The organism is Pseudomonas sp. 478, from assembly GCF_003254125.1.
Classification (GTDB): Bacteria; Pseudomonadota; Gammaproteobacteria; order Pseudomonadales; family Pseudomonadaceae; genus Aquipseudomonas.
In genome coordinates this window covers 24,591-43,932 of sequence record NZ_QKZG01000013.1, presented here as the reverse complement: position 1 = coordinate 43,932, position 19,342 = coordinate 24,591, and the positions used below count along the sequence as shown (strand labels likewise).

The window sequence follows — 19,342 nt, the reverse complement described above, 5'->3', positions numbered from 1 at the left end:
CAGTTGTGGATTATTCAAGATTGCCTTGCTGCGGGCAACACAAGGTTTGCCCGTGAGGTAAAAGTGGCGATCCTGCCGACGAATGCCGACATCAATTTTACGAAGATTGCCCGCCTGCAAATCGCTACACTGCGCAGGTGGCGCGTGCTGGACGTACGTGCAGGTCATTAAATCGCTGGATGCAGGAGAGATGCGTGCTCAAGAAACTGGGAATTAAAGGCCGCGTGCTATTGCTGACCCTGTTGCCGACCAGCCTGATGGCCTTGGTTCTGGGTGGCTATTTCACCTGGATGCAGCAATCCGACCTGCAAACCCAGCTCATGCAGCGTGGCGAGATGATCGCCGAACAACTGGCGCCCCTGGTGGCCCCGGCCATGGGCCACAAGAACACCGAGCTGTTGGAACGCATTGCCACCCAATCGCTGGAACAACCGGACGTGCGCGCCGTTTCGTTCCTCGCCCCCGACCGTTCCCTGTTGGCCCATGCCGGCCCGACCATGCTCAATCAGGCGCCGATCGGCAACAGTTCGCAGATGCTGCGCCGCAGCGGCAATGACGCGACGCGTTACTTGCTGCCGGTGTTCGGCAAGCACCGCAATCTGGCCGGTGATTTGATTCCCGACGAAGCCGATCGCCTGTTGGGCTGGGTCGAACTTGAACTGTCCCACAACGGCATGCTGCTGCGCGGTTACCGCAGCCTGTTCGCCAGCCTGTTGCTGATCGGCGCAGGGCTGGCCGGTGCGGCGCTGCTGGCGTTACGCATGGGCCGCAGCATCAATCGGCCGCTGAGCCAGATCAAGCAAGCGGTGGCGCAACTCAAGGACGGTCATCTGGAAACCCGTCTGCCGCCCCTCGGCAGCCAGGAGCTGGACACACTGGCGTCCGGCATCAACCGTATGGCCGGCACCCTGCAAAACGCGCAGGAAGAATTGCAGCACAGCATCGACCAGGCCACCGAAGACGTGCGCCAGAACCTGGAAACCATCGAGATCCAGAACATCGAACTGGACCTGGCGCGCAAGGAAGCCCTTGAAGCCAGCCGGATCAAATCCGAGTTCCTGGCCAACATGAGCCATGAAATCCGCACGCCGCTCAACGGCATACTCGGCTTCACGCATTTGCTGCAAAAAAGCGAGCTGACCCCGCGCCAGCTCGACTATCTGGGCACCATCGAAAAGTCCGCCGACAGCCTGTTGGGGATCATCAACGAGATTCTCGACTTCTCGAAAATCGAGGCTGGCAAACTGGTGCTCGACCATATTCCGTTCAACTTGCGCGACCTGCTCCAGGACACGCTGACCATCCTCGCCCCGGCCGCCCATGCCAAGCAACTGGAGCTGGTGAGCCTGGTTTATCGCGATACGCCGCTGTCGCTGGTGGGTGACCCGCTGCGGCTCAAGCAGATCCTCACCAACCTGGTCAGCAACGCGATCAAATTCACCCGCGAAGGCACCATCGTCGCCCGCGCCATGCTTGAAGAAGAGCACGAAGACAGCGTGCAACTGCGCATCAGCATTCAAGACACCGGCATCGGGCTGTCGAACCAGGACGTGCGTGCCTTGTTCCAGGCCTTCAGCCAGGCCGACAACTCGCTGTCCCGGCAACCGGGCGGCACTGGCTTGGGGCTGGTGATTTCCAAACGTCTGATCGAACAGATGGGTGGCGAGATTGGTGTCGACAGTACCCCCGGCGAAGGCTCGGAATTCTGGATCAGCCTGAGCCTGCCCAAAACCCGCGACGACGCCGAAGACCTGCCCGGTCCGCCGTTGCTCGGGCGTCGGGTGGCGGTGCTGGAAAATCACGAACTGGCCCGTCAGGCGTTGCAGCATCAACTGGAAGACTGTGGCCTCGAAGTCACTCCGTTCAATACGCTGGAAAGCCTGACCAATGGCGTGACCGGCGCGCATCAGACCGATCAGGCGATCGACCTGGCAGTGCTCGGCATCACCAGCAACGACATGCCGCCAGAGCGCCTCAACCAGCACATCTGGGACCTCGAACACCTGGGCTGCAAGGTGCTGGTGTTGTGCCCGACCACCGAACAGACACTGTTCCACCTCTCGGTGCCCAACCCGCACAGCCAGCTCCAGGCCAAACCGGCCTGCACCCGCAAGCTGCGGCGGGCCTTGTCCGACCTGGTCAACCCGCGCCAGCACCGCAGCGAACCCGGCGAACCGGTGTCCAGCCGCGCGCCAAAGGTGCTGTGTGTCGACGACAACCCGGCCAACTTGCTGCTGGTGCAAACCCTGCTCGAGGACATGGGCGCCAAAGTCCTCGCGGTGGAAAGCGGCTACGCAGCGGTCAAGGCGGTGCAGACCGAAACCTTCGACCTGGTGCTGATGGACGTTCAGATGCCCGGCATGGACGGGCGGCAAAGCACTGAAGCGATTCGCCAGTGGGAAAGTGAACGGCATTGCACGCCGCTGCCGATCGTTGCCCTCACCGCTCACGCCATGGCCAACGAAAAACGCGCGCTGCTGCAAAGCGGCATGGACGATTACCTGACCAAACCGATCAGCGAACGGCAACTGGCCCAGGTGGTGCTGAAGTGGACCGGCCTGGCGCTGCGCAATCATGGGCCGGAGCGCTCCAGCGACAGCCACGGTGGCGGTCATGAGTTGCAGGTACTCGATCACGAAGAAGGTTTGCGCCTGGCTGCCGGCAAGGCTGATCTGGCGGCGGACATGCTGGCAATGCTGCTGGCGTCGCTGGAAGCCGACCGCGAGGCGATTCGTTTCGCCCGGGAAACCAACGACCACAACGCCCTGATCGAGCGTGTCCATCGCCTGCACGGCGCGACCCGTTATTGCGGCGTCCCGCAACTGCGCGCCGCCTGCCAGCGCAGCGAAACCCTGCTCAAGCAACAAGACCCCAAAGCCCCCAGCGCGCTGGAAGACCTCGACCGGGCCATCAATCGCCTGGCCGCTCATGCCCGTATAAATGCTTGATGTACATTCCAGGAGGACCGCATGCGTACGATTCTTTTCAGCAGCCAGACCTACGATCGCGACAGTTTTCTCTGTGCCGAGCTACCGGCCGGCATCGAACTGCACTTTCAATCGGCGCGACTGAGCCTTGATACGGTGGCGCTGGCAGAGCATCACGAAGTGGTCTGTGCCTTCATTAATGATGACCTCAGCGCGCCGGTGCTCGAACGCCTGGCTGCGGGCGGTACACGCCTGATCGCCCTGCGCTCGGCCGGTTACAACCATGTCGACCTAATAGCGGCAAAGCGTTTGGGGCTGGCGATTGTGCGCGTCCCGGCCTACTCGCCCCACGCGGTGGCGGAACATGCGGTGGCACTGATCCTGGCGCTCAACCGGCGCCTGCACCGCGCCTACAACCGCACGCGCGAAGGGGATTTCAGCCTGCACGGGCTGACCGGCTTCGACCTCGTGGGCAAGACCGTCGGCGTGGTCGGCACCGGGCAGATCGGCGCGACCTTCGCGAAAATCATGAACGGCTTTGGCTGCCAATTGCTGGCGTACGACCCCTTCCCCAACCCGCAAGTCGAAGCCCTCGGCGCCCGTTACCTGAGCCTGCCGGAACTGCTGGCCGAGTCGCAGATCATCAGCCTGCACTGCCCGCTCAACGAACAAAGCAAACACTTGATCAATCGCGAGTCATTGGCGCACATGCAAGCCGGTGCGATGCTGATCAACACCGGCCGCGGTGGTCTGGTGGACACGCCGGCGCTGATCGATGCGTTGAAGGACGGTCAGTTGGGTTACCTGGGGCTGGATGTGTATGAAGAGGAAGCACAGCTGTTCTTCGAGGACCGTTCCGACCTGCCGCTGCAGGACGATGTGCTGGCACGGCTGCTGACCTTTCCGAACGTGATCATCACCGCTCACCAGGCCTTCCTGACCCGCGAAGCCCTGGGTGCGATTGCCGCGACCACCCTGCAGAACATCGCCGCTTGGGCGGCCGGCGCGCCTGCGAATCTGGTAAAGGGTGACTGAACCAGATCGAAGGTCATACGCCCGCGCCATGCTGCGCTGATGTCCGTGCTAGCATGCCGCGCATATTTGGAGGACCCATGGTCGAACACGATTTCCGCTATAGCCTGATGAACCCGCAACACACCCTCACCGAATGCCGCGCCCTTGTGCCGGGGCGTTATCAAGTCACCGGCAACGGCGGCTCGATTCGTAACAACGACGTGCTGGTAGTGACCCTTAAAGGCGCCAAGGACTTGTCCATGCGCCTGACCGTCGAAACGGTCCGCCACTTGATCAACCCGCCCGGCCAATGGGTCGCGGTGGCCAGTGGTCCGGTGTTCGGCGAACTGGCGATCCACACCTGGAAAGTCAACTGCGACAGCTGCGCCAAAGAGCTGAGCTTCGAGTTCGCGGTCGATGCCAAGCTGGGCAACAAGGCTGAAAAGCCTGCTGCCACCGCACGGATCGCCGACCTGGGCTGGACCACGGTTGGCGAGAAGCACCTGTGCCCGAAATGCCAGGAGCCCGCGTGATGAAACGCCTCGCTCTGACCACTATGGTTGGCGCCAGCCTGCTGGGCTGCGCCGCCGAGCCGGTGCAATTGCAACAAAACCGCAGCTACATTCTGGAGTGGATTGGCGAACGTCCGTTGATGGATTACAGCCACCTGACCGTCACCCTCGGTGAAGACGGTCGGGCCTACGGCAATGGCGGCTGTAACCACTGGTTCGCGCCGTACACCCTGGAAGGCGACAAGCTGAGCTTCGGCAAGGTTGGCAGCACCCGCAAACTGTGTGCGCCAGCGCTGATGGAGCAGGAAAAGCGTTTCCTCCAGGCGTTGGAAAACGTTCAGCGCTGGGACGTCTCGCCGATCGACCAGATGCGCTTCTGGCCGGCAGAAGGCAAGCCGTTGCGCTGGTGGCTTGAAGAGGGTTGATTGGCTGTTCAAATGTGTTTCGTCAGTTCGATCCACCCCTCACCCTAACCCTCTCCCCAGGGGGTAGAGGGGACTAACCGAGTTGTTCTTTCCAGTTACATCGACCTGAAAGTCCGAGTCGAACTCCGGCGTTGAAAAGCCCCCAATCTGCTCCCTTTCCCCTCTCCCCCGTGGGGAGAGGGCTGGGGTGAGGGGCTGGATCTAAAAACCAACACAACATTCAGATCCCCACCGCGACTTTCAATTCTTCGCCTGCAACGCCTCAAGCTTCGCCATCACCCCCGCCGCCGTCTGCTCACCCATCAACTGTTCCCGTACCTTGCCCTTGTTATCGATGATGTAAGTCACCGGCAACGCCTCACTGCGCGGTAACTCGAAAAGATCGGCCGGATCAGAAGCCAGCACGGTGAACTTGATACCCAGTTTTTCACTGGCGCTTTTCAGCTCTTCACCCTGCACATTGTCGAAGTTGACCCCGAACACACCAATCTTCCTGGCCTTGAGTTGATCGGCCAAGGCGTTCAATTCCGGGATCTCGGTCCGGCACGGCCCGCACCATTCAGCCCAGTAATTGAGCACCAGCCATTGTTTGTCCAGACGTTCGGCGGCGACTTTCTGGCCGCTCTGGTCGATGCCATAGTCGTTACCACAGCCCCCCAGCAATAACGCACCGATGATCGCCAATGCCGCTGCCAGTCGCCTAGTCATGTCGTATTCCTTGTTCAAAATTGAATGCGCCTGCGACCCATCGCCTCCCAAGGTTCTGGATTACGCGCAGCACAGTTAGAATAGCCGTCACCTTACGCAAGATGCGAACCGCACATGACCGATCTGACGCTTTATCACAACCCGCGCTGCTCGAAATCCCGCGGTGCGCTCGAACTGCTCGAAGCCCGTGGCCTGACCCCGACGGTGGTCCGCTACCTGGATACCCCGCTGGACGCGGCGCAAATCCAGAGCCTGCTGACCAAGCTCGGCATCAGCGCCCGGCAACTGCTGCGCACCGGTGAGGACGAGTACAAAACCCTCAACCTGGCCGACAGCAGCCTCAGCGAGGCGCAATTGATCGCCGCCATTGCCGCCAACCCGAAACTGATGGAGCGACCGATTCTGGAAGTCGGCGACAAAGCCGTCATCGGCCGGCCGCCGGAAAATGTGCTGGAGCTGCTGCCGTGAGTGCGCCGTACATTCTGGTTCTGTATTACAGCCGCAGCGGCTCGACCAATGAAATGGCCCGGCAGATTGCCCGGGGCGTCGAGCAGGCGGGCCTTGAAGCCCGGTTGCGCACGGTCCCGCCGATCTCGACCGAATGCGAAGCCGTGTCGCCGGACATCCCCGACGAAGGCGCGCTGTACGCCAGCCTCGACGACTTGAAGAACTGCGCGGGCCTGGCCATGGGCAGCCCAACCCGGTTCGGAAACATGGCGGCGCCGCTCAAGTACTTCCTCGACGGCACCAGCAACCTGTGGCTGACCGGCGCTCTGGTGGGCAAGCCAGCCGGGGTTTTCACCTCCACCGCGAGCCTGCACGGTGGTCAGGAAACCACGCTGCTGTCGATGATGTTGCCGTTGCTGCACCACGGCATGCTGATCACCGGCCTGCCTTACAGCGAATCGGCCCTGCTGGAAACCCGTGGCGGCGGCACGCCTTACGGCGCCAGCCATCACGCCGGGGCGGACGGCAAAAGTGGTTTGAATGAACATGAAGTCGCGCTGTGTCGGGCCTTGGGCCTGCGCCTGGCGAAGACTGCACAGAAACTGGGGAACTGACGTGGCCAAAAAGCCGAAGATTTTGCCCTCCATCGAATGGCTCGAACCGCGGGTCCGAGCGATGCGCGTCATCAGCCTGCTGTGCTACTTCGGTTTGGTGGGTTTGCTGTGCGCCTACTACCTGGTGGTCGCCGACCTGCACGGCGCCCGGCCGTGGGTGATTCTGCTAATCGAACTGGTGCCGCTGCTGTTACTGGCGCCGGGGATGATTATCGGCAGTGCGCGCGGGCATTCATGGATGTGTTTTGTGGTGAACCTGTATTTCATCAAGGGCGCATTGGCGGCGTATGACCCGAACCGACAGTTGTTTGGTTTGCTGGAGATGGGCGCGAGCCTGGCGGTGTTCTGCTCGGCGCTGCTGTATGTGCGGTGGCGGTTTCAGTTGAACCGCAAGTTGGCGGGTGAAGGCGAAATCTCCGTCGCATGATCTGACGCCTTCGCGAGCAAGCCCGCTCCCACATTGGATCTGCGTCGTCCACAAATCCCCTGTGGGAGCGGGCTTGCTCGCGAAGGGCGCGACTCGGTCTCAATGATTCACTGTGTACGCCAGCATCATCGATATCTGGCTCATCGCCCGCCCACCACTCTGTTCATGCCACTGGTTAAACACATCCTGTACCAACGCCAGATCCCGCAGGCTGGTCGGCACCTTGTCGACGATTTTCTGTGCATTCAACGCCGCGACCACGTCGTAGCTCGGCACAAACGTATCCTTGCCCACCATCCGCAAGAACCGCGGAGCCGACAAGCCGCCCAATTGATGACCGCGCTTTTTCAGGCAGGTCCACAACCCAACGATATCCGTGACCGGCCAATCGGCGATCAACGCGCCGAAGCTGCCCTTCTCGTGCGCCACATCCAGAATGAACTGCGCGTTGCGCGGCACGCTCTTGAGTTTGCCCAGGTGACGAATGATCCGCGCGTCCTGCATCAAACGCTCAAGGTGTTCGGCACTCATCAGCACGACTTTCTCAGGGTCGAACTTGAAGAACACTTCTTCGAACGCCGGCCATTTGGCGTCCACCAGGCTGTGCTTGAGCCCGGCACGGAAGACGCGCAGCGCCATGGTCGAGAGGTAGCGGTCGTCGCTGATGTTGCGCAATTGCGCCGGGGTTTTCGGAACGGGCAGATGGGCTTCCAGTTCAGCTGCCGAACCGAAGCGGTTCAGACAGTATTCGTGCAGCCACTTGTAATCGCGCATGCCCTCTCCTGAGGTTAACGAAAAACCTGTGGGAGCGGGCTTGCTCGCGAATGCGGTGTGTCATTCAACATTGATGTCGACTGACACACCGCATTCGCGAGCAAGCCCGCTCCCACACAATTTGTGTCAGAGGTTGACTACGTTGACGAACCGTGAAGCGGCGGTTTCGTCGATACGCAGGTTGGTGAAATCGAACAGATTACGGTCCGCCAGCTGCGACGGGATCACGTTCTGCAAGCTGCGGAAAATACTTTCGGTCCGGCCTGGCGTCTTGCGTTCCCATTCCTGCAGCATGTCCTTGACCACCTGGCGTTGCAGGTTTTCCTGGGAGCCGCAGAGGTTGCACGGGATGATCGGGAATTGCTTGAAGTCCGAGTAGGCCTGGATGTCTTTTTCGTTGCAGTAGGCCAGCGGACGGATCACCACGTTGCGGCCATCGTCGGCGCGCAGCTTCGGCGGCATGGCTTTGAGCGAACCGTTGAAGAACATGTTCAGGAAAAAGGTTTCGACGATATCGTCGCGGTGATGACCGAGGGCCATCTTGGTCGCACCGATTTGGTCGGCAAAGGTGTAGAGCGTGCCGCGACGCAGGCGCGAGCACAGCGAACAGGTGGTCTTGCCTTCCGGGATCAGCTCCTTGACCACCGAATAGGTGTCTTTCTCGACGATGTGGTACTCGATGCCCAGCTCTTTGAGGTAGGCCGGCAGCACATGCTCAGGGAAGCCCGGCTGTTTCTGGTCCATGTTCACGGCCACGATCTCGAACTTGATCGGGGCGACCTTCTGCAAGTGCAACAGCACGTCGAGCATGGTGTAGCTGTCCTTGCCACCGGACAGGCAGACCATGACCTTGTCGCCGTCTTCAATCATGTTGAAATCGGCAACAGCCTCACCGGCCTGGCGGCGAAGGCGCTTTTGCAGTTTGTTCTGGTTGACCGTAAGAGTGCCCATGACGCGAAATCCGTGAGGTGTGACGAAAGGCCGGCATTTTACGCAAAAACCGGTCACGGGCGAAGAGCCCCCTATCCCCTGTGGGAGCGGGCTTGCTCGCGAAAGCGGTGTGTCAAGCAATATTGTTTCGACTGACACACCGCTTTCGCGAGCAAGCCCGCTCCCACAGGGGGTCGGTGACAGATCCTGCGGCGATTAGCAGCGGGGTTTACAGCGCAATTTGCTCTAAAGCCCTGCAACCTGCGTCGTTAAGACCTTTCTATACTGCGACATAAGGTCGCACACTAATCCAGACCTTTCCTTACCCGGCCACTTTGGCCCGTAGGCGCTCCGCTGGGGGGCGACGGTAAAAACAAGAGGAGTGACTGGCATGATCCATCACGTAGTGGGGCTCTTCACCCACCCTGACCAAGAATGGAAAGAGATTCGTGGCGACCAGGAGGAAAGCATCAGCCACATGTATCTCACTCATACCCTGATTCTGGCGGCGATCCCTGCGGTGTCGGCGTTTATTGGCACCACTCAGGTCGGCTGGGTCATTGGCAGTCGCGCACCGGTGATGCTGACGGTGGAAAGCGCGATATGGATGACGGTCATGTCGTACCTGGCGATGCTCGGCGGTGTGGCGGTCATGGGCGCGTTCATCCACTGGATGGCTCGCACCTATGACGCCAACCCGAGCCTGGCACGCTGCGTTGCATTTGCGACCTACACCGCGACACCGCTGTTTATCGGCGGTCTGGCGGCGCTGTACCCACACATGTGGCTTGGGATGATCGTCGGCACCGCGGCCATCTGCTACACGGTGTACCTGCTGTATGTGGGGCTACCCACTTTCATGAGCATTCCATCAGACGAGGGATTTCTGTTTTCGAGTTCGGTGCTTGCGGTAGGCCTGGTGGTGCTGGTGGCCATCATGGCGTTCACGGTCATTGTCTGGGGACTCGGCGTGGGGCCGGTCTATACGAATTAGCAACACTTCACCCAAAAACAAGATCTGCCAACACAGGCCGCCGCAAGGCGGCCTTCTAATGTTCAAGGATAGAAAACGGTGACGACCATTCGGCGCCTGAGCGATTCGCAAGTCCCGAGGGTTGCGGCATACTCGACGTCTCTGGAGATCCATCAAGCATGCCCGAGCAACTCAATACCCGCGTCGAAGACTGTTACCAACTAGCCGAATCCTTTTTCAAACGACCTTTCAAACGCCCCGTGGTGAGCCTCAAGCTGCGCGGGCAAAAAGCCGGTATCGCGCATTTGCACGAGAACCTGCTGCGCTTCAATCCACAGCTGTACCGGGAAAATACCGAAGACTTCCTCAAACAAACCGTGGCCCACGAGGTGGCGCACCTGATCGCCCATCAACTGTTCGGCGACCGCATCCAGCCCCATGGCGAAGAGTGGCAATTGATCATGCGCGGTGTGTACGAGCTGCCGCCCAACCGCTGCCACACCTATGACGTCAAACGCCGCAGCATGACCCGCTACATTTACAAATGCCCGTGCCCCGACAGCGACTTCCCGTTTTCGGCCCAGCGCCATGGTTTGGTGAGACAGGGGCGGCGGTATCTGTGTCGGCGGTGCCGGAGTACGTTGGTGTTCAGTGGGGAAATGCGGGTCGAGTAGTTAGATTTTCTGTGCTTGTGCTGGCCTCTTCGCGAGCAAGCCCGCTCCCACATTGGATTTATGTCACGCCGAAGATCCCTTGTGGGAGCGGGCTTGCTCGCGAAGGCGTCCTGACAGGCGCTAAACAACCACCCTGGCACGCCGCAATTGCGCAATCCGCTCAGCGCTATACCCCAACTCCTCCAACACCTGATCCGTATGCTGCCCTATGGCCGCGCCGATATGCCGCGGCTCGGGCAACCCTTGCGAAAACTTCAACGGACACGCCATCTGCGCCTGAGTCGTCCCGTCACCACGCGGCACTTCGGTCACCAGCGCCCGGGCCTTCAACTGCGGATGCCGCACCGCTTCGCTCAAACTCAACACCGGCTCGACACACGCATCCAACGTGGCAAACAACGCGCACAACTCGGCGAAATCGTGGGTCTCGAACTCAATCCTCAGCGCGTTCTTCAGCGCCTGTTGCAAGGCCGGTTCCGGCGATAAGCCCAAGGTTTCCAGTTCCTCCAGCCCCAGCGCTGCGCACAGTTGCTTCATGAACGCAGGCTCTAGACTGCCCACCGAGAACCAGCGCCCATCGCGAGAACGGTAATAGTCATAGAAACTGCCACCGTTGAGCATCTGCTCCTCCCTTCCCGGCTCCACGCCACAGGCCAGATACCCGGCACCGGCCATGGCGTTCAGGCTGAACACGCAGTCGGTCATGCTCACATCCAGATGCTGCCCCTGCCCGGTTTGCTGCCGGGCGATGACCGCCGCCAGCAGCCCGATCACTCCGTGCAACGAGCCACCGGCGATGTCCGCCACTTGCATGCCCAACGGCAACGGCCCGCTGTCGGCGTGGCCGGTGTAGCTCGCCAGCCCCGCCAGCGCCAGGTAGTTGATGTCGTGGCCGGCGCGGTCCTTGTAGGGGCCGGTCTGGCCGTAACCGGTGATCGACACGTAAATCAGTTTCGGATTAATCGCCTTCAAGGCTTCATAACCCAGGCCCAATCGCTCCATCACGCCGGGGCGGAACTGCTCCAGCACGATGTCGTAGTCCTGCAGCAACTGCTTGATCACCTCCAGCGCCTCAGGCTGCTTGAGGTCCAGCGCCAGGCTGCGTTTGTTGCGATTGAGGTAGGCGTGGCTGGCGGAAACGCCCTGATCGTGAGGCGGCAAAACCCGCAGCAGGTCCATGCGCGTTGGCGATTCGATGCGCAGCACCTCGGCGCCCATGTCAGCCAGCAACAACGAGGCGAACGGCCCCGGCAGCAGTGTCGAGAAATCCAGAACCTTGAGTGATGCCAGTGGACCGAGCATGGGCGTTCTCCGTAAACGATGCCTCCAGACTAGGCAGCCAATGGCATTGCAGCAATCACCTTATGCGTCAGATGCGCTGACCGTTGCGCTCAAATCCCAGGCATGAAAAAACCCGCCGAAGCGGGTTTTTTCAGTGCAGCCGTCTTATTTGACGTTGCTTGGGGTTGCCTCTTCGACGTGGCCCAGAACATCGTCTTTAGGCTCGTCGGAGATACCGCGACCGCCAGAAGCCAGTTCGGCGTGCATCACGTCGACGTCCAGTTCCTTGACCCACTTGGCCACAACCAGGGTGGCAACAGCGTTACCGACCAGGTTGGTCAGGGCACGGGCTTCGGACATGAAGCGGTCGATACCGAGGATCAGCGCCAGGCCGGCCACCGGCAAGTGGCCAACGGCGGACAAGGTGGCCGCCAACACGATGAAGCCACTACCGGTCACGCCCGCAGCGCCTTTGGAGGACAGCAGCAACACCACCAGCAGGGTGATCTGGTGAGTGATGTCCATGTGGGTGTCGGTTGCCTGAGCAATGAACACCGCCGCCATGGTCAGGTAGATCGCCGTACCGTCGAGGTTGAACGAGTAACCGGTCGGGATCACCAGACCCACAACGGATTTCTGCGCGCCCAGGCGTTCCATCTTGATCAGCATGCGTGGCAGTACCGATTCCGAAGAAGAAGTACCCAGCACGATCAGCAGTTCTTCACGGATGTAGCGGATCACTTTCAACACGCTGAAGCCGTGAGCGCGAGCGATACCACCCAACACGACCAGCACGAACACCAGGCAGGTGATGTAGAAGCACGCCATCAATTGACCCAGTTGCACCAGCGAACCAACACCGTAGGCACCGATGGTAAAGGCCATGGCGCCCAAAGCACCCAGTGGCGCGAGCTTCATGATCATGTTGATGATGTTGAACATCACGTGGGCGAAGCGATCGATGAAGTCCAGGATCGGCTTGCCGTAGGCACCCAGGCGATGCAGGGCGAAACCGAAGATCACCGAGAACATCAGCACTTGCAGGATGTCGCCTGTGGCGAACGCGCCGACGATGGTGGACGGGATCACGTTCAACAGGAAGCCAACAACGCTTTGATCAGCACCGGCTGCCACATAAGCAGCGACTTTGGAGGCATCCAGCGTAGCGACGTCGATGTGCATGCCGGCACCCGGCTGCACGATGTTGACCACCACCAGACCCACCAGCAATGCGATGGTCGAAACGATTTCGAAGTAGAGCAGCGCGTAACCGCCGGTCTTGCCGACCGACTTCATGTCCTGCATGCCCGCGATACCGCTGACGACGGTGCAGAAGATGATTGGGGCGATGATCATTTTGATCAGTTTGATGAACCCGTCACCCAGCGGCTTGAGGGCGACACCGGTCTGCGGGTAGAAGTGACCGAGCAGGATGCCGATGGCAATAGCAACGATCACCTGGAAATACAGGGATTTGTACAGTGGCTGACGAGTCGTCATTGCAAAGTTCCTCAAGAGTGCCCGGTGACAACATCCATCTGTTGCCAAAGGCACTTCAATTGCGAACCCTCCTGCACTGGAGGGATTTGTTTTGTCGAGCTGCGCAACGGCAGGCATCTACAGGTTGTATCGCAAGGCCCGTGCCACCTTCGTCAAATCGCCAGCAAGTCTTTTGACATCAAGGGTTGCAGGTTTTTCTTTGTCACCAAGCGGTTACGGTAAAGTGGCGGATTTCCGCCCATCGACCAGACCTCGTCCTACAAATTGGCGGATATCCGCCTTGTCCATCATCAGGCACCACGGCTACCATCCGCCGTTCAATGGACGGACTTGCCTTCTATGCGCGAACGCACCATCGCCAGTCATTTCGCCCGTGCCGCCCTCGGTGGCGCACGCCGGCTGGGTTATGACTCTTCAAACCTGCTGCAACAACTGGGCATCAGCGCCGAGTTGCTTGAAGAACCACGAGCGAGAATCGCGCCTGAACAGTTCACCCGATTGATCCAGGGACTGTGGCTGGCACTGGACGACGAATACCTGGGCTTCGGGCCGGTCCCGAGCAAAACCGGGAGTTTCGCGATGATGTGCCATGCGGTGATCCACTGCCGCAATCTGGAGAAAGCACTTCATCGCGGCTTATTGTTTTATAGCTTATTCCCCGACGGTCCGCGTCTGACCCTGACCCGCGAAGACGACATGATCCGCCTGAGCCTCGACGATTCGCAGTTCCGGGACCCGGATCACTTCCTCACCGAGAGCCAACTGATGGTGTGGCATCGCCTCGCCAGTTGGCTGATCGGCCAGCGCATTCGCCTGGAACAGGCGACATTCAGCTACCCGAAACCCGAGCACGGCGCCGAATACGACTTGCTGTTCCCCTGCCCTCTGGCGTTTTCCACGGCGCAAAGCAGCCTGCTGTTTCACAGTCGTTACTTGGACATGCCGCTGTTGCAGGACGAGCGGACACTCAAGCATTTCCTCGAACACTCCCCCGCCGACCTGTTGTCGCGCCCGGATGACGGCGACAGTTTGAGCAGCCAGTTGCGAAGGTTGCTCAGCCGCGACAGTTCACACTGGCCGGACCTGGAAGCGGTGGCCGCGCACTTGCACATCAGCCCGCAGACGTTGCGTCGGCATTTGCGGGAGGAAGGGTCGAGTTTTCAGGAATTGAAGGATCAACTGCGCCGGGACATTGCGATCTATCACCTGGGGCGGGCGGATTTGTCGTTGCAGCAGATTGCCGAGCAGTTGGGATTTTCAGAGCCTTCAGCGTTTCACCGGGCGTTCAAGAAATGGACCGGGTTGACGCCGGGGGCCTACCGCGCGCAAGAGAACTGAAGGTGCACTGATCGTTCCCACGCTCTGCGTGGGAATGCAGCCCGGGACGCTCTGCGTCCCTTTCCAGAGCTGGAACGCGGGGCGTCTCTTGAGGCATTCCCACGCGGAGCGTGGGAACGATCGGTTACGCGCGGTCAAACCACCGGAAAATGAATCCGGAACGCCGCTCCGCCCATCGGTGAATCTCCCAGCGTCAACTTGGCGCTGTAGCTCTCGATAATGTCCTTGACCACCGCGAGACCAATCCCCTGCCCCGGATGCTGACGATCAAGCCGCTCGCCCCGCTGCAGAATCCGCGCTCGCTGATCCGGCGGCACTCCCGGACCATCATCCTCAACGCACAACTCAATCCCGCCAAGGCTTTCGCGCACGCTGATGCGTACTTCGCCGAGGCACAGGCGATAGGCGTTTTCCAGCAGGTTGCCCATCATTTCCAGCAACGCACCCTGCTCGATCGGCACGTAACACTGCGCCGGCAGATCGAAGGCGACCCGCACGCGTTTGTCGCGGTAGACCTTGTCCAGGGTGTCGCACAGGCTTTGCAGCACGGGTTGCAGGCGCACTTGGTGGCGCACCAGACCGCTTTTGCGCAGGCTGGCGCGTTGCAGTTGATAGCTGATCTGCTGGCTCATGCGTTCGATCTGGGTTTGCAGCACCCAGGCCTGATCACGATCGGCCGGACGCCGGGCCATGTCTTCGCTGACGCCTTGCAGCACGGCCAGCGGGGTTTTCAGGCTATGGGCCAGGTCGTCGAGGGAATCACGATAGCGGCTGCGTTGTTCGCGCTCGCTGTGCAGCAAGCGGTTGAGGGAACCGGTCAAGCGCAGCAGTTCGCGCGGGTGTTGTTCGCTGAGGCTTTCGCGGGTGCCGCTTTCGATCTCGTCCAGTTCCTGACTGAGCCGGCGCAACGCCTGCAAGCCCCAGGTCAGGCCGATCCACAGCAGCGCGAGCAACACCAGCAAGGCGGCACCGAATCCGAGGTAGAGATTTTCCCGCAGGCCTTCGAGCGTGGCTTCGTACTCACGCACCGGTTGCAGCGCGACGATGCTGAACGCCGCGCTCTTGCCGCCGAGCAGTTTGACCTCGACGTCATAGACGAAGAATTCCTGGCCATCGGCCTCACGAATTCGGGCGAACTCGTTGCCACGTCCGTCGTAACGCGGTTTGTAGTTGATCTTCTCTTCGCGGGTGGCTTTCGAGCGCCACACCAGGTGAGCTTCGCGGTCGTAGATGTAGCCGAGCAAACGGCTGTCGGTCAGGTTGAAGCGCTCATCGGGCAACTGCGCTGGCATTTGCAGGCTGTTGTTTTCCACACGCGCGGCGGAGATCAGCGTGGTGACGTCCGACGCCAGGCGCTGCTCAATGGAATCCTGCAACGCCAGGCTGAACGCGCCCTGCATCGCCGGCAGCAACGCCAGCATGAACAACACCGCCAGGATCGTGGCGGCGAGCATCAAACGGACACGTAGGGAACGAATCAAGTGCAGCGCTCATTGAACAGGTAGCCGAGGCCACGCACGGTATCGATCGGTTTGAAGCCGGCCGGGCCTTCAAGTTTGCGGCGCAGACGGCCGACCAACACTTCGATCACGTTCGGATCGCGTTCGTCGTCGTCCGGGTAGAGCTGCTCCATCAAGCGATCCTTGGCCACCACTTGCTGGTGATGCCGCATCAGGTACTCGAGGATCCGATACTCGTAAGCGGTCAGCGCCAGCGGTTGATCATCGAGGGACGCCTGTTTGCGATTGAGGTCCAGCAGCAACGGCCCGGCGACGATGGTCGACTGGGTGAAACCGCTGGAACGGCGCAGTAACGCGTTCAGCCGGGCATCGAGTTCTTCGAACTGGAACGGCTTGACCACGTAATCGTCGGCGCCGGCGGCGAGGCCTTCGACCTTGTCCTGCCAGTTGCCGCGGGCGGTGAGGATCAGGATCGGGAAGGTCTTGCCGCGCGAACGCAGCTGACGAATCAGGTCGAGCCCGCCCATGCCCGGCAGGCCGAGGTCGATCACCGCCAGGTCATGGTTGAACTGCTCGGTCTGGTACAGCGCCTCTTCGGCGTTGGCCACAGACTCGACCACATGGCCGCTGTCCGTCAGGCGGGTTTGCAGGTGATGGCGCAACAGCGCTTCATCTTCGACGACCAGCAGTTTCATAACGCTCTCCTACGCAAATCGTTATCTCCAGCAGCACGTTTTCCATCTCTATGCCTGACAGTGCGACGCCAGTCAGTCAAGCGCAGAACCTGTGGGAGCGGGCTTGCTCGCGAAAGCGGTGTGTCAGGCGACATCAATGTCGACTGTGCTGCCGTCTTCGCGAGCAAGCCCGCTCCCACAGGTTCTGCGCTTAACCGACTGGCATTACTTATCAGAAAGCGTAGTTCGCCGACAGGTAGGTCTGGGCGCTGCTGGTCAGGTCCAGCGAACCTTGTTTGCTGCCACCGCGCTCGCTCATCTCGGTGCTGGCGTTGCTGCGCAGGTAACGGTAACCCAGTTCCACCGAGGTGTTTTGCGAAACCTGTTGCAGGACACCCAACTGGCCGCCGATGGCGTAACCGATGTCGCTATCGCGGCTGAAGCCTGGCGAATCCTGAGTCATTTTGGTCAAACCGGCTGTGGCACCACCGAACAGCTTGGTGCTGCCGCCCACCGGGTAGAACAGATCGTAGCTGCCCAGGAGGTTTTCCTGACGCAGTTTAATGCCATTGTGAGAGCCCGACACATTGTCGTAAGTGGCGTAGTAGCGGCCCTCGCTGTTTTGCCGGCCCAGACGCGCACCCCAGGTGTTGTCCTTGCCGATCACGCCGTCGGCGTTCGGGCTGTTGAGGTTGTCGTTCAGGGCGTGGGACTTTTTGACCTTGTCGCTGGTCTGTCCAAAAGTAAGGCTGGCGAAATTGTCGTCGGAAGCGAAAGCCGCGGTACTCGCGGTCAAGACAGTGAAAGCCAGGAGCAGTTTTTTGAAGCCAGTCATAGGAGAGTTCCTTATGCGCTATGTGCTATTTGGGTACGGGGCAAGGTTACTCACCTGGCCCTGAACTCCCCCTGAACGCTCTCTGAACCTAAGCTGAACCAGATCGACCCAGCTGTTTTTGACGACTTTTCTGTCAGGAGATCCGACCATGCGCATGTTTCTCGCTTTCGTCTTGCTGGCCTTGAGCGGGCTGACTCAAGCCGCCATCAAGACTCAGGAAATCCCCTATCAAAGTACTGACGGCACCAAAATGATCGGCTATTTCGCCTATGACGACGCCATCAAAGGCGCACGCCCTGGCGTTGTGGTGGTGCACGAATGGTGGGGGCTCAACGAGTACACCAAGCGCCGCGCCCGTGATCTCGCCGGTCTGGGCTACAGCGCACTGGCCATCGACATGTATGGCGATGGCAAAAACACTGAGCATCCCAAGGACGCCATGGCCTTCATGCAGGCCGCGTTGAAAGACAGTGGTGCGGCGAGCGCGCGCTTTCAGGCCGGGCTCGATCTGCTGAAGAAACAGCCGCAAACCGATCCGGACAAAATCGCCGCTATCGGTTATTGCTTCGGCGGTGCAGTGGTACTGAATGCGGCACGTCAGGGTTTGCCGCTGGCGGGCGTGGTGAGTTTTCACGGCGCGCTGGCGACCAAGACGCCTGCCACACCGGGTAGCGTGAAAGCCAAGATCCTGGTCGAACATGGCGCTCTGGACAGCATGGTAACGGCGGATAACGTTGCGGCGTTCAAGGCCGAAATGGACAAGGCCGGGGCTGACTATAAATTTGTCAGTCTTGAAGGTGCCAAGCATGGGTTCAGTAATCCTGATGCGGATCGTCTGAGCCATGGCGATCATGCCGGGCCGGATATTGGCTATAACAAAGCGGCGGATGAAAAATCCTGGGCGGATATGCAGGCGTTCTTCAAAAAAATCTTTGGCTGACACGATGATCGTTCCCACGCTCTGCGTGGGAATGCAGCCCGGGACGCTCTGCGTCCCATTGGAACGCGGAGCGTCCCTTGAGGCATTCCCACGCAGAGCGTGGGAACGATCAGTGTGGGGCTACCCAGCCTGAGAGCAACCCGGCAAAATGCCCCACATGAATCGCGCCCCCGCCCTACCCGTCTGTTGTACCCCACTCGATGCCCATTGGCCGCTGCCGATTGCGCTGCCCGATACGGTGCTGTTGAGCACGCACTTCGATACCTCGCAACTGGCCAGCGATGATTTCCAGCGCAGCGCCATCGAGCCGCCGCCCACTATCCAGCGTTCGGTCGCCAAGCGTCAGGCGGAGTTCCTCGCCGGGCGGGTTTGCGCTCGGGCGGCGTTGCAACAGTTGGAGGGGCTGAGCTTTATCCCGGCTATCGGCGAAGACCGGGCACCGGTATGGCCGACGCACATCACCGGCTCGATCACCCACAGCACCGGCCGGGCCTCGGCGATTGTCGCGAAGAAAACCCACTGGCGCGGCCTGGGAATGGACCTGGAGAACCTGCTCAACCCTGAACGGGCCGAGCGACTGGCCGGGGAAATCCTCACGCCGCCCGAGTTGCAACGCATGACCGCGGGCCGTCGCGATCAGTTGGCGATGCTGGTAACCCTGACGTTTTCGGTGAAGGAAAGCCTGTTCAAGGCGCTGTATCCGATCGTTCAGCAGCGCTTCTATTTCGAGCACGCTGAAGTGCTGGAGTGGACCGAGCGCGGTGAAGTGCGGCTGCGGTTGCTGACGGATCTGTCCAGCGAATGGTGCAATGGCACTGAGCTGGATGCGCAGTTCGGGGTCATAGATGGGCAGTTGTTGAGTCTGGTCAGTATCAAGGCCTGACATTTG

At 60.4% G+C, this 19,342-nt stretch carries 20 protein-coding genes; 12 read left to right on the top strand and 8 right to left on the bottom strand.

What is annotated here, in order from left to right; translation table 11 throughout:
- Positions 1 to 194 precede the first annotated feature (194 nt).
- From DFS28_RS23830 to DFS28_RS23815, 4 genes are all read left to right on the top strand, one after another.
- Positions 195 to 2,948, top strand: a complete 2,754-nt coding sequence (locus DFS28_RS23830) for a response regulator (protein WP_111451708.1) — start codon at positions 195 to 197, stop codon at positions 2,946 to 2,948.
- Between the two features lie 21 nt (positions 2,949 to 2,969).
- Positions 2,970 to 3,962 (top strand): 2-hydroxyacid dehydrogenase, encoded by a 993-nt coding sequence (locus DFS28_RS23825; RefSeq protein WP_111451707.1) that lies wholly within the window; start codon positions 2,970 to 2,972, stop codon positions 3,960 to 3,962.
- A 77-nt stretch (positions 3,963 to 4,039) separates the two neighbouring features.
- The gene (locus tag DFS28_RS23820; RefSeq protein WP_111451706.1) at positions 4,040 to 4,474 is read left to right on the top strand and encodes a hypothetical protein; all 435 of its coding nucleotides are present in this window, start codon (positions 4,040 to 4,042) and stop codon (positions 4,472 to 4,474) included.
- Positions 4,474 to 4,878, top strand: coding sequence for an META domain-containing protein (locus DFS28_RS23815; protein WP_111451705.1), 405 nt, complete (start codon positions 4,474 to 4,476; stop codon positions 4,876 to 4,878). The genes DFS28_RS23820 and DFS28_RS23815 overlap by 1 nt, the downstream gene beginning before the upstream one ends.
- Positions 4,879 to 5,118: 240 nt before the next feature.
- On the opposite strand, the gene DFS28_RS23810 is transcribed toward DFS28_RS23815, so the two are convergent.
- Positions 5,119 to 5,586: a TlpA disulfide reductase family protein gene (locus DFS28_RS23810; RefSeq protein ID WP_111451704.1), complete on the bottom strand. Its 468-nt coding sequence runs from the start codon at positions 5,584 to 5,586 to the stop codon at positions 5,119 to 5,121.
- A gap of 114 nt (positions 5,587 to 5,700) precedes the next feature.
- On the opposite strand from DFS28_RS23810, the gene arsC reads away from it, so the two are divergent.
- Genes arsC through DFS28_RS23795 form a run of 3 tightly spaced genes read left to right on the top strand, consistent with a single transcriptional unit; the run spans position 5,701 to position 7,074 of the window.
- Positions 5,701 to 6,054, top strand: coding sequence for an arsenate reductase (glutaredoxin) (gene arsC / locus DFS28_RS23805; protein WP_111451703.1), 354 nt, complete (start codon positions 5,701 to 5,703; stop codon positions 6,052 to 6,054).
- A complete protein-coding gene (wrbA, locus tag DFS28_RS23800) occupies positions 6,051 to 6,647 on the top strand; it encodes an NAD(P)H:quinone oxidoreductase (protein WP_111451702.1) in 597 nt (198 codons plus the stop codon). Before arsC ends, wrbA begins: the two co-directional genes overlap by 4 nt.
- A gap of 1 nt (position 6,648) precedes the next feature.
- Positions 6,649 to 7,074 carry a DUF2069 domain-containing protein gene (locus DFS28_RS23795; protein WP_111451701.1) on the top strand — a complete coding sequence of 142 codons (426 nt, stop codon included), beginning with the start codon at positions 6,649 to 6,651 and terminating at the stop codon, positions 7,072 to 7,074.
- Positions 7,075 to 7,173: 99 nt separating this feature from the next.
- Here the strand turns inward: DFS28_RS23795 and DFS28_RS23790 are convergent, their stop codons facing one another.
- On the bottom strand, positions 7,174 to 7,848 hold the full coding sequence (locus DFS28_RS23790) for a DNA-3-methyladenine glycosylase I (RefSeq protein WP_111451700.1): 675 nt from the start codon (positions 7,846 to 7,848) through the stop codon (positions 7,174 to 7,176).
- A 126-nt stretch (positions 7,849 to 7,974) separates the two neighbouring features.
- Positions 7,975 to 8,799, bottom strand: a complete 825-nt coding sequence (ttcA, locus tag DFS28_RS23780) for a tRNA 2-thiocytidine(32) synthetase TtcA (RefSeq protein WP_008147982.1) — start codon at positions 8,797 to 8,799, stop codon at positions 7,975 to 7,977.
- Positions 8,800 to 9,169: 370 nt separating this feature from the next.
- Here ttcA and DFS28_RS23775 point away from each other — a divergent pair, with 370 nt between their 5' ends.
- Positions 9,170 to 9,772, top strand: a complete 603-nt coding sequence (locus DFS28_RS23775; protein ID WP_033055256.1) for a Yip1 family protein — start codon at positions 9,170 to 9,172, stop codon at positions 9,770 to 9,772.
- Positions 9,773 to 9,930: 158 nt separating this feature from the next.
- Complete coding sequence (locus tag DFS28_RS23770) at positions 9,931 to 10,425, top strand: SprT family zinc-dependent metalloprotease (RefSeq protein ID WP_111451699.1); 495 nt, start codon at positions 9,931 to 9,933, stop codon at positions 10,423 to 10,425.
- Between the two features lie 120 nt (positions 10,426 to 10,545).
- On the opposite strand, the gene DFS28_RS23765 is transcribed toward DFS28_RS23770, so the two are convergent.
- Together DFS28_RS23765 and DFS28_RS23760 are read right to left on the bottom strand one after the other, a co-directional pair.
- The gene (locus DFS28_RS23765) at positions 10,546 to 11,727 is read right to left on the bottom strand and encodes a CaiB/BaiF CoA-transferase family protein (protein WP_111451698.1); all 1,182 of its coding nucleotides are present in this window, start codon (positions 11,725 to 11,727) and stop codon (positions 10,546 to 10,548) included.
- A gap of 144 nt (positions 11,728 to 11,871) precedes the next feature.
- Positions 11,872 to 13,206: a dicarboxylate/amino acid:cation symporter gene (locus tag DFS28_RS23760; protein WP_111451697.1), complete on the bottom strand. Its 1,335-nt coding sequence runs from the start codon at positions 13,204 to 13,206 to the stop codon at positions 11,872 to 11,874.
- A 339-nt stretch (positions 13,207 to 13,545) separates the two neighbouring features.
- Between DFS28_RS23760 and DFS28_RS23755 the strand changes: the two genes are divergently transcribed.
- On the top strand, positions 13,546 to 14,544 hold the full coding sequence (locus DFS28_RS23755) for an AraC family transcriptional regulator (protein ID WP_111451696.1): 999 nt from the start codon (positions 13,546 to 13,548) through the stop codon (positions 14,542 to 14,544).
- Positions 14,545 to 14,678: 134 nt separating this feature from the next.
- Here the strand turns inward: DFS28_RS23755 and DFS28_RS23750 are convergent, their stop codons facing one another.
- The 3 genes from DFS28_RS23750 to DFS28_RS23735 form a co-directional block, all read right to left on the bottom strand.
- Positions 14,679 to 16,025, bottom strand: a complete 1,347-nt coding sequence (locus DFS28_RS23750; protein WP_111451695.1) for an ATP-binding protein — start codon at positions 16,023 to 16,025, stop codon at positions 14,679 to 14,681.
- Complete coding sequence (locus tag DFS28_RS23745; protein WP_054054836.1) at positions 16,022 to 16,699, bottom strand: response regulator; 678 nt, start codon at positions 16,697 to 16,699, stop codon at positions 16,022 to 16,024. Before DFS28_RS23745 ends, DFS28_RS23750 begins: the two co-directional genes overlap by 4 nt.
- Positions 16,700 to 16,910: 211 nt before the next feature.
- A complete protein-coding gene (locus tag DFS28_RS23735) occupies positions 16,911 to 17,513 on the bottom strand; it encodes a hypothetical protein (protein WP_111451693.1) in 603 nt (200 codons plus the stop codon).
- A 148-nt stretch (positions 17,514 to 17,661) separates the two neighbouring features.
- On the opposite strand from DFS28_RS23735, the gene DFS28_RS23730 reads away from it, so the two are divergent.
- Together DFS28_RS23730 and DFS28_RS23725 are read left to right on the top strand one after the other, a co-directional pair.
- Positions 17,662 to 18,453 (top strand): dienelactone hydrolase family protein, encoded by a 792-nt coding sequence (locus tag DFS28_RS23730; RefSeq protein WP_111451692.1) that lies wholly within the window; start codon positions 17,662 to 17,664, stop codon positions 18,451 to 18,453.
- Positions 18,454 to 18,610: 157 nt separating this feature from the next.
- Complete coding sequence (locus DFS28_RS23725) at positions 18,611 to 19,336, top strand: 4'-phosphopantetheinyl transferase (RefSeq protein WP_218281371.1); 726 nt, start codon at positions 18,611 to 18,613, stop codon at positions 19,334 to 19,336.
- The last annotated feature ends 6 nt before the right edge of the window (positions 19,337 to 19,342 follow it).